Below are 15,386 nucleotides of genomic sequence, written 5' to 3'. Positions count from 1 at the left end.
GGTTTTATATGAATAACAATACAAGCACGGTTATAGAAAATAAAAAGTGGTATGAAAAAATACCGGACCCGATGGTGCTAATATTTTTTATATTGCTGGTCTCCTATGCCATTACCTGGTTTGTGCCCTCTGGTACATTCGACAGAGTTGAGGTGAATGGCAGGGAAGCTGTCGTGCCGGGATCTTTCGAGTTGGTGAATAGTCCTGCCTTGTCGCCCATGGACATCTTCTTTGCCATTCCTCAAGGCATGGTGTCCGCGGCCAGTGTTATCTTCATCGTCTTTATCGCCGGTGGGCTTTTCCGACTGCTTTCGGTGACCGGAGCCCTGGATAACGCCGTGGGGTTTCTGGTGGCGAAGATCGGAAGTGAGCGACAGACCCTGACGGTCTGGGCCATGACATTTATCTTCGGCATGCTGGGAGTGGCTGTTGGCTACGAAGGCAATATTGCGTTGATTCCCCTGGCGGTCTTCGTTGGCCTCGCCTTGAAGGGAGACCTGATCGTGGGGCTCAGCATTGCGATAGGAGGCATTGGTTTCGGTTTTGCGACGTCACCGGTCAATCCCTATACCGTCGGGGTGTCACAGGCGATTGCCGAACTTCCGCTGTTTTCGGGAATCGCCCTCAGGTCCGCCATGGGGATAGTGATTCTGTGTGTGGTGGCGCACCACACGTCACGGTATCTCAAGAAGATCCAGAGGAATCCGGAGAAGAGCCTGGTCAAAGGTATTTCCACGGCAGGCATGTCGCTGGACAAGCCCCTTGGCGAGTACCGGATGGCCAGACAGGATCTGGTGGTGGTGGCGGTCTTCCTGACGGGATTGGCGTCGATCCTTTACGGTGTCTTTTCGCTTGGATGGTACATCAACGAAATCTCCGGGGTATTTCTGGCGATCGCCGTCGTCTGCGGTGTCTTGACGCGCATGAGCGCCAGCGACATCGTCGGCCATCTGCTCAAGGGAGCTGCCTCGGTGACCTCTGGCGCTCTGATTATCGGGGTGGCCCGGGCCATCCAGATTCTGCTGGAGCAGGGGCAGGTCACGGATACCATCATTCATTATCTGGCGGTTCCTCTGTCCGACCTTCCCGTTGCGCTGTCGACCATCATCATGACGCTGGTCCACGGGCTGATAAATGTCTTCATTCCGTCGGGTAGTGGTCAGGCGGTGGCGACGATGCCCATCATGATTCCCTTGTCCGACCTCATCGGCATGACCCGTCAGACATCGATACTTGCCTTCCAGATTGGCGATGGCTTTACCAACATGGTGTCTCCCACCTCGGGGGGAACGCTCGCCATGCTGGCCTTGGCGGGTGTGCCCTATGACCGCTGGGTGCGTTATGCCCTCCCTCTGATCATCAAGTGCTTTCTGGTAAGTTGGGTGTTCCTGATGATCGCGGTCTTCATTTCCTGGGGTGCCCATTTGTAGGCTGCCATCAAAGACCGCCGAGGAGGCGTCGATCCTGCCTGCGTCTCCTCACCTTGTGGGCACTGGCTGTTCAAGCCGGTGCCCATCTCGGTTGGATGCACCGGTCGCGATATGGCCTTGGTCAGCGCATGAGTGGCAGATGGACGTAGGTGGTCGGATGTCGGGCGTTGGAGGTTCGACCACCGCAGTGGCCATGAGCCTGGCTTTGAGGGACAGCGTCTGACAAGCTTCAGCGGCTTTTCCGTCTCGACAAATCGAGACTTCTCCCATCGCTAACAAGGCCCGCCCGATGAATCCTCTCGCCACCACACCGACACCGCCGTACTACGCGGTGATCTTCACCTCCACGAGAACGCCGGGGGATGACGGCTACGGCGAGATGGCCGAGCGCATGGTCGAACTGGCGGCACAGCAGCCGGGGTTTCTGGGGGTGGAGTCGGCGCGCTCGCCGGGTGAATATGCCGCCGGCATCACGGTGTCCTACTGGTCTGACCTGGCATCGATCCGCGCCTGGAAGGCCAACCTGGATCATCGCGAGGCCCAGGCCAGGGGCCGCGAGCGCTGGTATGCAAGCTATCGCGTCAGGGTGGCACTGGTGGAGCGGGAGTATGGGCTCGACGAGACAGCGGGTATGAGCTGAGCAGCGACGCCTCTGTCATGACGCACCGCTAATATGACATGGCCAATAACAAGGCCCCGCCGGGAAAGCTCCTTGATTGCAGCCCGGCGGGGCCTTGTCGTTCTTGCGTATTGCTCTCACGCGCCACGCCACTTTCACCCGACGGGGCTGGCGTTATCGCGTCGCGTTTGCTCAGTGGTGGGCGGCGAGTCTGACAGGGGAGTCACCCTGGTCGAGGGTCGCGTCGCCGCAGGCGAGTGCGTCAACCACGGGAATGAGCTGTGTGATGACGGCTTCTACGCAATCGTCATCGTAGTGGCGGCCGCGTCGCTTCTTGAAGCCCTGGTCGTACAGTCGCATATGGTGGGACGCGCTGACGCCGGCCTTGTCCAGGCAATGCGCGGTGCAGTGCATCTGGCAGCCGTCCAGCGCCACGATCGGTCGCCCGGATTGTGCCTTGCGCACCAGCCCGGGCACGCCGCCACCAACGCCCGAGATGCAGGACATCTCGGCGATGCCGCGATGGTCGAGCGCCACGGCGACGCTGTTGGCGAGCTGGGCCACATCGGAGCAGCCAGAGCAGGCGTAGACCAGGGGAAGGGGTGAGGGGGTGGCCATGGTGGGCTCTCCTTGTCGGAACATCTTTTAGGTGTGCTATCGGTGTTCAGGTCGTCGCGCTAGCGGGCGAACTGGCTTAGCGGCAGGTAGGGATAGCGCTGGCCGGGCACCACCTGCTGGCCGGGGGGGACCTGGAGGTAGCCGTCGGCTTGTGCTGCACTCTTGAGCATATTGGAGCCCTGGTCGCCGGCGATCCTGGCCACCGGGGCAATGTCGCTGTGATCCAGGCGGACACGTAGCCACTGGGTGCGGGTGCGGTTGGCGCGGTAGGTGAAGCCTGCATGCACTGCAAAGCTCGCCAGCGGGGCGATGGTTCGTCCCTGCCGGCGATGCAGTACCGCCAGGCCCAGCAAATGCCAGGCGACCAGGGCCGCGGTGGGGTTGCCGGGAAGTCCCAGCAGCGGGGTGCCGGTGGACGGTGACTGGCCGATGTAGCCCAGGGTGAAGGGCTTGCCGGGCTTCATCGCCACGCCGCTGAGGCTGATGCCGCCAAGGCGCTCGAGACAGGGCCTGACGTGGTCTTCCTCACCCACCGAGACGCCGCCGGTACAGACGATCAGATCGGCCTGGCGGGCGGCGAAGGTCAGCGCTTCTTCCAGCGCCGTGGCGCTGTCGCTGATGTTGCCAAGGTCGACAAGCTCGGCGTTGTGATCCTGCAGCAGGGCGTGCAGCATGCCGGCGTTCGAGTTGTAGATCTGGCCCGGGGCCAGCGGCTTGCCGGGCGTGACCAGCTCCGAGCCGGTACTGATGACGGCGACGCGCACCCGACGCCGGCAGGGCACCTCGGTGATGCCCTGGGCCGCCAGCAGCGCCAGGCGGATGGCATCGAGGGGCTCACCCGGCTCGAGCAGTGCCGCTCCCTGGGTGAGCTCTTCGCCACGCCGTCGGATATGGTCTCCCAGCTGCAAGTCAGTGGGAAAGTGGATCTGGCCGGCGTCGTCGATCCGTACCCGTTCCTGGGGCACCACCACGTCGGCACCGCGGGGAATCGGTGCTCCGGTGAAGATGCGCGCACAGCCGTCGAAGGGCAGGGTGATCGGGGCGGCGCCGGCGGGCACTCGGGCCACCACGGGCAGGGCAAGCCGGTGCTTGAGGTCGGCCAGACGCAGGGCGTAGCCGTCCATGGCGCTGTTGTCGATGCCGGGGACGTCGTGCAGCGCCTTGAGCGGCGCGGCCAGGATGCGGCCACGGGCGTGGGTCGTTCTCAGCGTCTCGGTGTCCTCCAGCGGGCGGGTCAAGGCGATGACCTGCTCGCGGGCCTGCCAGGGATCGATCAGGGTGCGGCCCCTGGTCGGGGTGTCACAGCCGCAGGTCTCGCTCATGGGGTGACCTCCAGGGCTTCGTGTCGAGCCGTCATCCCGTTGACTGAAGCGACGTGGTGATCGGCGCTGCGGCTGGTGCAGCGCTGGCTGTCCTTCACCACCATGGCGACGAAGTTGCAGGGCCGGGTGCGGGCGTCGAGCTGGGCTGCAAGAATGTCGTCCCAGGCCATGGCGCAGGCCTTGGGCGAGCCGGGCATGGAGAACACCAGGGTGCGATCGATCACCCCGGCCACGGCGCGGGACTGGATGGTGGAGGTGCCGATGGCCTCGAAGGAACGCAGACGAAACAGCTCGCCGTAGCCTTCGACGACCTTGTCGAACAGTACCGTCAGTGCCTCTGGTGTGTTGTCCCGGGCGGTGAAGCCGGTGCCGCCGTTGACCAGCACCACCTGGATGTCGGAACGGATCACCCAGGCGCTGACCTGGGCGCGAACGCGATAGATGTCGTCGGGGACCAGGGCGCGCTCGGTCAGGCGGTGTCCGGCGCCGGCTAACCGGTCCGCCAGCAGGTTGCCGCTGCCGTCCTCGTCCAGGCCGCGGGTATCGGACACGGTGAGGATGGCGATATCCAGCGGGGTGAACACGGCGCACGTGGACGTATGAGACATGCAAGGACTCCGGTGGAGAGAATGTGAAGGGAGCCCGCCGGACCCTGAGGTCTGGCGGGGGTGTCAGGTGGGAGGGAAGGGGGAGTCGCACGCGTCATTCGCTAGGGCTTGTCTGAAAAGTGCCTGCGCTCGGTAATACGGCGTTAAAAATTGGATTAAAATGCTCATTTACACCCCGTAAACTGCGCTTTCTCACCGATTTTTGCCTTGTCTAACCTTCGCTCGTCGACTTTTCGGACAGCGCCTAGTGGCGCCTGATCGGCGCTCTGTCTGTGCTCTTTCAACGCCCTTGGTGGCGACCTTGCAGCGCCCTCGTCAGCGCATCAGGGGACCGTCGACGTCATCGTCGGCCAGGGTGAAACCCTCGACGCCGATCTCGCTTTCCAGCGCCAGCAGGTAGTGGCGCAGGGCGACGCGGGTGGCCTGTTCGGTCAGCTCGTGGGCGACCCTGTCCTTGACCTCGGCGTAGGGCAGTGGCTGGCGCTCCAGACGGGCGTCGATGACGACCACGTGCCAACCGTAGCGTGACGGCAGCGGACGCTCGTGCAGGCCTTCGGGCAGGGGTTCCAGCGCGCGGTCGAGCTCGCTGACGGTCTGGCCGCGGCTGACCCAGCCAAGGCTCCCGCCTTCGTCCTTCGATGGGCACTGCGAAAACCGCTGAGCCATCTCGTCGAAGCGTTCGGGATGCTGCTTGAGGGTGTCGATCAGCCCTTCGGCCTTCTTGAACTGCTCGTCGCGGGCGTCCAGGTCGTCGGGGGCCGCCGCCAGCAGGATATGCCGGACCTTGAGACGAGTGGGCTCGCAGAAGCGTTCGGGGTGAGCCGCGTGAAAGCGCACGCAGGCCTCTTCATCGGGCGGGGGGACTTGCAGTTCCTGATCCAGCATCACGGCGATCGCACGTTCGTCGGGCTCGTGCAACGAGCCCGTCTCGATGCCCAGGATCTCGGCGCGCTGGCGCAAGAGTTCCTGGATGACCAGGGCGCGGGCCGCCGCCTTGGCGGCGGCCTCGCGATCCGTTGACGGATGGAACTGCATCTCCCCGGCGATGGCTTCCTCGCCGATCACGCTGTCACCAATACGAATGCTGGGAACCGTTGTGTGCGGCAGGGTTTCCACGGGGATGGTTTGCATGACATGCCTCCTCAGGCACGGCGCCGGACGATCTGGTAGCGACGGCCCAGGTAACCCAGGGGAGCGCTCCAGGCGTGAACCAGACGAGTGAACGGGAACACCAGCACGATGGTCAGACCGACCAGAATGTGCAGGTGGTAGATGAAGCCAATGCCTTCGAGGTGGGTGGCGGCGCCGCCCTGGAAGAAGACGATGGCCTGGGCCCATTCGGCGAGCTTGATCATCACGCCGCCGTCCAGGTGATGCAGGGCGGCGGGAATGGTCAGCAGGCCCAGGGTGACCTGAACCACCAGCAGCACGATGATCAGGTTGTCCATGAAGCTGGAGGACGCCTTGACCCGTGGGTCGGTGAAGCGGCGATGCAGCAGCATGGCGCCACCGATCAGACAGGCGATACCGGCAAGGCCTCCGACCAGGATGGCGAACACCTGCTTGGTGCCGGCGCTGATGAAGGGGGCGTAGACCCAATGCGGTGTCAGCAGGCCGACCAGGTGACCGAAGAAGATCACCAGGATGCCGACGTGGAACAGCGGACTGGCCAGGCGCATGCGCCTGGACGACAGCATCTGGCTCGAGCCGGTCTTCCAGGTGTACTGGCCATGGTCGAAGCGCAACAGGCTACCGATCAGAAAGACGCTGCCCGCCAGGTAGGGATAGAGGCCGAACAGCAGGGTGTGCAGGTAGTTCATGACAGACCTCCAGTGGGTCGAGAGGGCATGGCATCGGGGAGGCGAACGGTGTCGGGCTGGACACTGCCCCGACGTTCGGCGAGGCGCTTGCCCTCGGCGGAGGTCAGCGCGCAGTCCTGGTCGGATTCGGCCGAGAAACGCACGGCCTCCTCTTCCCACACGGCGTCGAGGGCGGCAGGGGTGTTGTCGGCCGGTTCTTCCTTGACCGCCTCGCGGTGGAGGTCCACCTGATCCTCGGCGCCGATCAGCGACAGCAGGGTCAGGGGCACCAGCGCCTGGTCGCACTGCTTGGCCTCCAGGCGGGCGGTGATGAGCGCCAGGATATGGCTGACGTCACCGATCCAGCGGGCCACCTCGTCACCCTCGCGGGTGGAGAGGAACTCGAGCAGCAGCGGCAGGTGGTCGGGAAGCTCGCGGCTGTCGAGGGCAAAGCCGGCGTCCTCGTACTCGCCGAGCAGGTCGACCATCGCCTGGCCGCGGTCGCGGGATTCGCCGTGGACGTGCTCGAACAGCAGTAGCGAGGTGGCGCGGCCACGATCGAACTGGGCGACGTAGGCCGCCTGGACGTCCAGCAGGCGGGCATCCGCCAGGCGATCACACCAGTCGAGCAGTGCCTGCCGGGGGGCTCCCCCCGGCAGTGGCATGGCGGCGATCGCTGCCTTGACCTCGACAAGCCCCTCGATCAGTTCCCGGTCGGGATAGTCGAGCAGCCGGGCCAGGGCGCGCAGACCCTGGGCGAGTGGATTAGTCATGCTCGACCTCCGGATGGCTTGGGTCGTACTGCTCGACGTTGACCAGGGTGGTGGTCTGCTTGCGTCCACCGAACAGGCTGGTCTTGTCGCTGCCGCCCTGGCAGCCGTTGCCGAAGGTGAAGCCGCAGCCGCCACGCTCCGGGAAGGCCTCGCGAGCCTGCTCGCGGTGGCTGGTCGGGATGACGAAGCGGTCCTCGTAGTTGGCGATGGCCAGGTAGCGGTACATCTCCTCGACCTGGGCCTCGCTCAGCTCGACCTCGTCGAGGACGTCGTGGCGCAACTCGCCGTCCACGTGCTTGCCGCGCATGTACTCACGCATCGCCATCATGCGCTTGAGCGCGCGAACCACCGGCGCCTCGTCACCGGCGGTGAGCATGTTGGCCAGGTACTTCACCGGGATACGCAGTGATTCGACCTTGGGCAGCACGCCGTCGGTTTCCACGTGGCCACCGTCCACCGCCGACTGGATCGGCGACAGCGGCGGTACGTACCAGACCATCGGCAGGGTGCGGTACTCCGGGTGCAGCGGCAGTGCCAGCTGCCAGTCCATGGCCATCTTGTAGACCGGGGACTCCTGGGCCGCCTTGATCACGTTGTCATCGATGCCGTCACGCTTGGCCTGGGCGATGACCTCGGGATCATTGGGGTCGAGGAAGATCTCGCACTGGCGCTTGTACAGGTCGCGCTCGTCCTGGGAGGCGGCGACCTCCTCGATGCGATCGGCGTCGTAGAGCAGCACGCCCAGGTAGCGGATGCGACCGACGCAGGTCTCGGAGCACACCGTCGGCTGGCCCGACTCGATACGCGGGTAGCAGAAGATGCACTTCTCGGACTTGCCGGACTTCCAGTTGTAGTAGATCTTCTTGTACGGACAGCCGGATACGCACATCCGCCAGCCGCGGCACTTGTCCTGGTCGATCAGGACGATGCCGTCCTCTTCACGCTTGTAGATCGCACCGCTCGGGCAGCTGGCCACACAGGCCGGGTTGAGGCAGTGCTCGCACAGGCGCGGCAGGTACATCATGAAGGTGTTTTCGAACTGGCCGTAGATGTCCGCCTGGATCTTGTCGAAGTTGGCGTCCTTGCGGCGCTTGGCGAACTCGGTGCCGAGAATCTCTTCCCAGTTCGGGCCCCACTCGATCTTCTCCATGCGCTGACCGGAGATCAGCGAACGGGGGCGCGCCACCGGCTGGTGGCGGCCCTTCTTGGCCTGGTGCAGGTGCTGGTAGTCGAAGGTGAACGGCTCGTAGTAGTCGTCGATCTCCGGCAGGTCGGGGTTGGCGAAGATGTTCGCCAGCACCCGCCACTTGCCACCGATGCGCGGCTCGATGGTGCCGTCCTCGCGCCTCAGCCAGCCGCCTTTCCAGCGCGCCTGGTTCTCCCACTCCTTGGGATAGCCGATGCCCGGCTTGGTCTCGACGTTGTTGAACCAGGCGTACTCGACGCCTTCACGACTGGTCCAGACGTTCTTGCAGGTCACCGAACAGGTGTGACAGCCGATGCACTTGTCGAGGTTGAGCACCATGCCCACTTGGGAACGGATCTTCATTTCACTGCCTCCTGGGCGCTGTCCTGTCCTTCGCCGTCCAACCAGTTGACGTGCTTCATCTTGCGCACCATGACGAACTCATCGCGGTTGGAGCCGACGGTGCCGTAGTAGTTGAAGCCGTAGGAGAGCTGTCCGTAGCCGCCGATCATGTGGGTCGGCTTGGGGCAGACGCGGGTGACCGAGTTGTGAATACCGCCGCGGGTACCGGTGACCTCGGAGCCGGGCACGTTCACGATGCGCTCCTGGGCGTGGTACATCATCGCCATGCCGGTCTTGACCCGCTGACTGACCACTGCGCGGGCGGCGATGGCGCCGTTGGCGTTGTACAGCTCGATCCAGTCGTTGTCCTCGACACCGATGGCGACCGCGTCCTCCTCGGACAGCCAGACGATGGGGCCGCCACGCGACAGGGTCAGCATCAACAGGTTGTCGGAGTAGGTGGAGTGGATGCCCCACTTCTGGTGCGGGGTGATCCAGTTCAGCGCGATCTCCGGGTTACCGTTGGGCCGCGGCATCGCCATGGCCTTGGTGGCCTTGGTGTCGATGGGCGGACGGTAGACCAGCAGGCTCTCGCCGAAGTCACGCATCCAGGCGTGATCCTGGTAGAACTGCTGGCGGCCGCTGACGGTACGCCAGGGAATCAGCTCGTGGACGTTGGTGTAGCCGGCGTTGTAGGACACGTGCTCGTCCTCCAGGCCAGACCAGGTCGGGCTGGAGATGATCTTGCGCGGCTGGGCCACCACGTCGCGGAAGCGGATCTTCTCCTCTTCCTTGGGAATCGCCAGGTGGGTGTGGTCGCGTCCGGTGATCTTCGACAGCGCGTCCCAGGCCTTCACCGCCACCTGACCGTTGGTCTCCGGTGCCAGCGCCAGGATCATCTCGGCGGCGTCGATGGCGCTTTCGAGTCTTGGCTGACCCTTGGCCGGACCCTCGAGCTTGACGTGGTTGAGGCCACGCAACAGCTCGACTTCCTTGTCGGTGTTCCAGCCGATGCCCTTGCCACCGTTGCCGATGCTCTCGAGCAGCGGGCCCACCGAGGTGAAGCGCTCGTAGGTCTCGGGGTAGTTGCGCTTGACCTCGATCAGGCTCGGCATGGTCTTGCCGGGGATCGGCTCGCACTCACCGCGCTTCCAGTCGAGCACTTCGGGCTGGGCCAGCTCGCCGGGGCTGTCATGCTGCAGCGGTAAGGTGACCAGGTCGGTTTCCTCGCCCAGGTGGCCGGGACAGACCTGGGAGAATCTCTTGGCGATGCCCTTGTAGATGTCCCAGTCGCTGCGCGCTTCCCAGGCCGGATCGGTGGCGGCGGTCAGCGGGTGGATGAAGGGGTGCATGTCCGAGGTGTTGAGATCGTCCTTCTCGTACCAGGTCGCGGTGGGCAGCACCACGTCGGAGTACAGGCAGGTGGTCGACATGCGGAAGTCCAGGGTGGTGAACAGGTCCACCTTGCCCTCGGGGGCCTCGTCGTGCCAGGTGACTTCCCGGGGCATGGCGCCGCCGGATTCGCCCAGGTCCTTGCCCTGCAGCCCATGGCGGGTGCCCAGCAGGTACTTGAGCATGTACTCGTGACCCTTGCCCGAGGAGCCCAGCAGGTTGGAGCGCCACACGAACATGTTGCGGGGGAAGTTCTGGGGGTTGTCCGGGTCCTCGGCGGCGAAGCCAAGACGGCCCTGCTTGAGCTGGCTGACCACGTAGTCGGCGGTGGACATGCCCGCTTCACTGGCGGGGCCTGCCAGGCGCAGCGGGTTGACCCCGAGCTGCGGCGCCGACGGCAGCCAGCCCATGCGCTCGGCGCGCACGTTGAAGTCGATCAGGCTGCCGTCGTACTTGTCGGCCTTGGCCAGCGGCGACAGCAGTTCCTTGACCTCGAGCTTCTCGTAGCGCCACTGGCTCGAGTGGTTGTAGAAGAACGAGGTGCCGTTCATGTGGCGCGGCGGACGCTGCCAGTCCAGGCCGAAGGCCAGCGGGGTCCAGCCGGTCTGTGGACGCAGCTTTTCCTGGCCCACGTAGTGGGACCAGCCGCCGCCGGACTGACCGATACAGCCGCACAGCACCAGCATGTTGATCAGGCCACGGTAGTTCATGTCCATGTGGTACCAGTGGTTCATCCCGGCACCGACGATGATCATGGACCGACCCTGGGTCTTGTCGGCGTTGTGGGCGAACTCGCGGGCGATGCGGATACACTGGTTGGCGGGCACGCCGGTGATCTTTTCCTGCCACGCAGGGGTGTAGGGACGCAGCTGGTCCAGTGCGGTGGCGCCGTCGTCCTCGCCTTCGCCGCCGAGGCCACGGTCGATACCGTAGTTGGCGCACATCAGGTCGAACACGGTGACCGCCAGCACTTCCTTGCCATCGGCCAGGGTCAGCTTCTTGGCCGGCAGGCAGTGGTGCAGCACCTCGTTGCCTTCGACGTGGTCGAAGTGCTCGTGGGCGATGCCACCGAAGTAGGGGAAGGCCACCTTGGCGACGCTGTCGTGGGCGTCGGCCAGCGACAGTCGCAGGTCGATCTCCTGGCCGTCGGCGTCCAGTGACTCAAGGCTCCACTTGCCCTTTTCGTCGTCGCCGTTCTCGCCCCAGCGGAAGCCGATGGAACCGCGCGGCACCACCAGCTGGTCACGCGTCTCGTCCCAGGCGACGGTCTTCCACTCGGGGTTGTTGTCCTGGCCGAGCGAGGCGTCGAAGTCGGCCGCACGCAGCTGCTTGCCCGGGGCGTAGGTGCCGTCCTCGCGGGGCTCGAGGGCCACCAGGAAGGGCATGTCGGTGTAGCGCTTGACGTAGTCGGTGAAGTAGACGCTGGGCGAGGCGAGGTGGAATTCCTTCAGGATGACGTGGCCCATGGCCATGGCCAGGGCGGCGTCGGTGCCCTGCTTGGCGGACAGCCATTCGTCGGTGAGCTTCGAGACCTCGGCGTAGTCCGGGGTGATCGACACCGTCTTGGTGCCCTTGTAGCGCACCTCGGTGAAGAAGTGGGCGTCCGGGGTACGCGTCTGCGGCACGTTGGAGCCCCAGGCGATGATGTAGCCGGAGTTGTACCAGTCGGCGGATTCCGGCACGTCGGTCTGCTCGCCCCAGGTCTGGGGGGAGGCCGGCGGCAGGTCGCAGTACCAGTCATAGAACGACAGGCAGACACCACCGATCAGCGACAGGTAGCGGGCGCCGGCGGCGTAGGAGACCATCGACATGGCCGGGATCGGCGAGAAGCCGATGATGCGGTCGGGGCCGTAGGTCTTGGCGGTGTAGACGTTGGCCGCCGCGATCAGGGTCTGCGCCTCGTCCCAGTCGGCGCGGACGAAGCCGCCCATGCCGCGGGCACGCTTGTACTGATTGGCCAGGACCGGGTCCTCGACGATGGAGGCCCAGGCATCCACCGGGTCGGCGTGCTTGTCCAGCGCGCGTCGCCACAGGCTGACCAGCTCCTGGCGAATCAGCGGGTACTTGAGGCGGTTGGCACTGTACAGGTACCAGGAGTAGCTGGCGCCACGTGGGCAACCGCGGGGCTCGTGGTTGGGCAGATCGGCGCGGGTACGCGGATAGTCGGTCTGCTGGGTTTCCCAGGTGACTAGGCCATTCTTGACGTAGATCTTCCAGCTGCACGAGCCGGTGCAGTTCACCCCGTGGGTGGAGCGCACGATCTTGTCGTGCTGCCAGCGGGCGCGATAGCCGTCTTCCCAGTCACGTGTCTCTTCGCGGGTTTCGCCGTGTCCGTTGGCGAATTCCGGAGGACGTTTGGTCAGGTATCTCAGGCGATCGAGAAAATGACTCATGGAGGTCTCCTCAAAGGCCCCCCGAAGGGGGCCTGGCTAGGCGGTCCTTGCGGACTCGAATGTCACGGTCTTGACGGGAACGTCAGTGCTGGGTCTGGGCCGCACCGGCGCTTGGCTTGCGGGTGGGACCCGCATCCAGGTTCAGTTCGATCTCCGCGCCCTTGCGGCTGTAGTAGAACCAGGTCAGGGCGGTGCAGAACACGTAGAACACGATGAAGCCGATCAGTGCCGCTTCGGCACCGCCGGTCAGCGAGATCGAGGTACCGAAGGACTTCGGAATCAGGAAGGCGCCGTAGGCGGCGATGGCCGAGGTGAAGCCGATGGTGGCAGCGGATTCGCGCTCGGCGTGGACCAGCTGCTCGGCGGCGGTCAGGTTCGGCATCAGCCGCGGCACTTCCTTGCGGAAGATCGACGGGATCATCTGGAAGGTGCTGGCATTGCCGACGCCGGTGGCGAAGAACAGCAGCATGAAGGAGGCGAAGAAGCCGTAGAAGGCGATCGACATGTCCTTGTTCATCAGGAAGAACAGCACGCCGATCACGCCGCCGATCATGGTCAGGAAGGTCCAGAAGGTGACCCGGGCACCACCGAAGCGGTCGGCCAGTCCACCGGTCCAGGCACGACTCAGGGCGCCGACGAACGGGCCGAGGAAGGCGTACTGGAGGGCATCGATGGCCGGGAACTGGGTCTTGGTCAACAGCGGGAAGCCGGCGGAGAAGCCGATGAAGCTGCCAAAGGTGCCGGTGTAGAGGATGCACATCAGCCAGTTGTGCTTGCGCTTGAAGATGACCGACTGCTCCTTGAAGGAGGACTTGGCGCTGGCGATGTCATTCATGCCGAACCAGGCGGCGACGGTGGCGATGACGATGAACGGCACCCACACGAAGCCGGCGTTCTGCAGCCACAGAAGATCAGTGTCGGACATCGGCTGGCCACTGCCGGTGAACATCACGAAGCTGCCGGTGGAGATGACCACGGGCACCAGGAACTGCATCACCGACACGCCGAGGTTGCCGAGGCCGGCGTTCATGGCCAGGGCCTTGCCCTTCTCACGCTTGGGATAGAAGAAGGCGATGTTGGCCATGGAGGACGCAAAGTTGCCGCCACCGAAGCCACACAGCAGGGCGATGATCGCCATCACCAGGTAGGGCGTTTCGGGATTCTGGACGGCGAAGCCGATCCACAGGGCAGGTAGCAGCAGCGAGGCGGTGGAAATCGCGGTGAAGCGACGGCCGCCGAAGATCGGTACGGTAAAGCTGTAGAAGATCCGCAGGGTGGCACCGGAAAGACCCGGCAGGGCCGCCAGCCAGAACAGCTGGTTCGGGCTGTACTCGAAGCCTACCTGGGGAAGCTTGGCCACGACCATGGACCACACCATCCAGATGCAGAAGGCCAGCAGCAGACAGGGGATGGAGATCCACAGGTTACGCGTGGCGATCTTGCGACCGGTGGACTGCCAGAAGGACTCGTCCTCGGGGCGCCAGTCCTCGAGCACGAAACGGCTCGGGGTGGACAGCTCGGGCAGGTCGGTGGACTCGCAGCGATCGCGGGCCTCGATACGCTCGGCCTTGCGGATGGCGAAGTGCATCCACATGAGCGCGGCGGCAACCACGACGAACATCAGCATGAAGCAGCTCTGCCAGATGCCGATGACATCGTTGAGCATGCCGAAGGTCAGCGGCAGGAAGAAGCCGCCGAGGCCACCGACCATGCCGACGGCGCCACCGACCAGGCCGACGCTCTTGGGATAGTAGACCGGGATGTGCTTGTACACGGCGGCCTTGCCCAGCGACATGAAGAAGCCCAGCACCATGGTCAACAGGATGAAGCCGACCAGCGGCATGGCGAAGGTGAACTCGACCGGACCACGGACGCCATCGACGACGTACTGGGTGGGCGGATAGCTCAGCAGGAAGGTGCAGATGACCGAGGCCAGGAAGGTCCAGTACATCACGCGACGGGCGCCGTAGCGGTCGGACATCCAACCGCCGAGAATACGGAACAGCGAGGCCGGGATGGTGTACAGCGCCGCCACGATACCCGCCGCTGACAGGCTCAGGCCGTAGACCTCGATCAGGTAGTGGGGCAGCCAAAGGGCGAGGGCGACGAAGCCACCGAAGACGAAGAAGTAGTAGAGCGAGAAGCGCCACACGCGCAGGTCGGCCAGGGGCGCGAACTGCTCGGACAGCGGCAGGCGCACGGCATTGCGCGACTGATTCTGGGGGTCTTCCTTGGCCAGCAGGATAAAGGCCACGCCCATGATCGCCATGATGGTGGCGTAGACCAGGGCGGTGCTTTTCCAGCCCATTGCCATCAGCAGGAAGGGCGCGCCGAAGTTGGTGACGGCGGCACCGACGTTACCGGCCCCGAAGATGCCCAGCGCCGTACCCTGGCGTTCCTTCTCGAACCAGGCCGAGGTGTAGGCCACGCCGACGATGAAGGAGCCACCGGCAAGGCCGATACCCAGTGCGCCGACCAGCAGCATCACGTAGCTGTTGGCGAAGGTCAGCAGGTAGACACAGGTAGCGGTGACCAGCATGAGCAGACCGAAGACCCAGCGGCCCCCGAAGCGGTCAGTCAGTACACCGAGAAAGAGTCGGCTGATCGAACCCGTCAGCACGGGAGTGGCCATCAGCAGGCCAAGTTGGGTGTCGGAGAGCGCGAAGTCCTCCTTGATCTGGATACCGAGAATCGAGAACAGGGTCCAGACGGCGAAGCAGAGAGTGAAGGCGAGTGTGGATAGGCCTAGCGCTCTGTTCTGCTGACGCCGGGGTACGGTGTCATGTTGGAGCATGTGCTTTCCTCTTTAGGGGTGCCGGTTCGGCCCCTAAACCTTGCTACAATGTATCTGTATGGCACTTGATTGTGGTCAAGAGAATTGCGTGCTATATCCAGCGCATTTGC

The 15,386-nt window shown here is 64.3% G+C and carries 11 protein-coding genes; 2 read left to right on the top strand and 9 right to left on the bottom strand.

What is annotated here, in order from left to right:
* The first annotated feature begins 8 nt into the window (after positions 1–8).
* Positions 9–1,430 carry a YfcC family protein gene (locus NFH98_RS11800; protein ID WP_349622744.1) on the top strand — a complete coding sequence of 474 codons (1,422 nt, stop codon included), beginning with the start codon at positions 9–11 and terminating at the stop codon, positions 1,428–1,430.
* Positions 1,431–1,719: 289 nt separating this feature from the next.
* Positions 1,720–2,070 (top strand): antibiotic biosynthesis monooxygenase family protein, encoded by a 351-nt coding sequence (locus tag NFH98_RS11795; protein WP_124804880.1) that lies wholly within the window; start codon positions 1,720–1,722, stop codon positions 2,068–2,070.
* A gap of 171 nt (positions 2,071–2,241) precedes the next feature.
* Here the strand turns inward: NFH98_RS11795 and NFH98_RS11790 are convergent, their stop codons facing one another.
* From NFH98_RS11790 to NFH98_RS11750, 9 genes are all read right to left on the bottom strand, one after another.
* Positions 2,242–2,667 carry a putative zinc-binding protein gene (locus NFH98_RS11790; protein WP_349622743.1) on the bottom strand — a complete coding sequence of 142 codons (426 nt, stop codon included), beginning with the start codon at positions 2,665–2,667 and terminating at the stop codon, positions 2,242–2,244.
* A gap of 59 nt (positions 2,668–2,726) precedes the next feature.
* On the bottom strand, positions 2,727–3,989 hold the full coding sequence (locus NFH98_RS11785; RefSeq protein WP_222516548.1) for a molybdopterin molybdotransferase MoeA: 1,263 nt from the start codon (positions 3,987–3,989) through the stop codon (positions 2,727–2,729).
* Complete coding sequence (gene moaB / locus NFH98_RS11780; protein ID WP_222516547.1) at positions 3,986–4,597, bottom strand: molybdenum cofactor biosynthesis protein B; 612 nt, start codon at positions 4,595–4,597, stop codon at positions 3,986–3,988. The genes NFH98_RS11785 and moaB overlap by 4 nt, the downstream gene beginning before the upstream one ends.
* A 315-nt stretch (positions 4,598–4,912) precedes the next feature.
* Complete coding sequence (locus tag NFH98_RS11775; protein ID WP_349622742.1) at positions 4,913–5,728, bottom strand: peptidylprolyl isomerase; 816 nt, start codon at positions 5,726–5,728, stop codon at positions 4,913–4,915.
* An 11-nt stretch (positions 5,729–5,739) separates the two neighbouring features.
* Complete coding sequence (gene narI / locus NFH98_RS11770) at positions 5,740–6,417, bottom strand: respiratory nitrate reductase subunit gamma (protein ID WP_108133049.1); 678 nt, start codon at positions 6,415–6,417, stop codon at positions 5,740–5,742.
* Positions 6,414–7,169 carry a nitrate reductase molybdenum cofactor assembly chaperone gene (gene narJ / locus NFH98_RS11765; protein ID WP_349622741.1) on the bottom strand — a complete coding sequence of 252 codons (756 nt, stop codon included), beginning with the start codon at positions 7,167–7,169 and terminating at the stop codon, positions 6,414–6,416. Before narJ ends, narI begins: the two co-directional genes overlap by 4 nt.
* Positions 7,162–8,718 (bottom strand): nitrate reductase subunit beta, encoded by a 1,557-nt coding sequence (narH, locus tag NFH98_RS11760; protein ID WP_108133051.1) that lies wholly within the window; start codon positions 8,716–8,718, stop codon positions 7,162–7,164. The genes narJ and narH overlap by 8 nt, the downstream gene beginning before the upstream one ends.
* Positions 8,715–12,482, bottom strand: a complete 3,768-nt coding sequence (locus NFH98_RS11755) for a nitrate reductase subunit alpha (protein WP_348814389.1) — start codon at positions 12,480–12,482, stop codon at positions 8,715–8,717. The genes narH and NFH98_RS11755 overlap by 4 nt, the downstream gene beginning before the upstream one ends.
* Before the next feature lie 82 nt (positions 12,483–12,564).
* Positions 12,565–15,276: a nitrate/nitrite transporter gene (locus NFH98_RS11750; protein ID WP_222516543.1), complete on the bottom strand. Its 2,712-nt coding sequence runs from the start codon at positions 15,274–15,276 to the stop codon at positions 12,565–12,567.
* Between the last annotated feature and the right edge of the window lie 110 nt (positions 15,277–15,386).

This window comes from Halomonas sp. H33-56 (assembly GCF_040147035.1).
Taxonomy (GTDB): Bacteria; Pseudomonadota; Gammaproteobacteria; order Pseudomonadales; family Halomonadaceae; genus Halomonas; species Halomonas litopenaei.
Note: the sequence above shows the minus strand (reverse complement) of the source record. Positions and strands in the feature narration are given on the sequence as shown.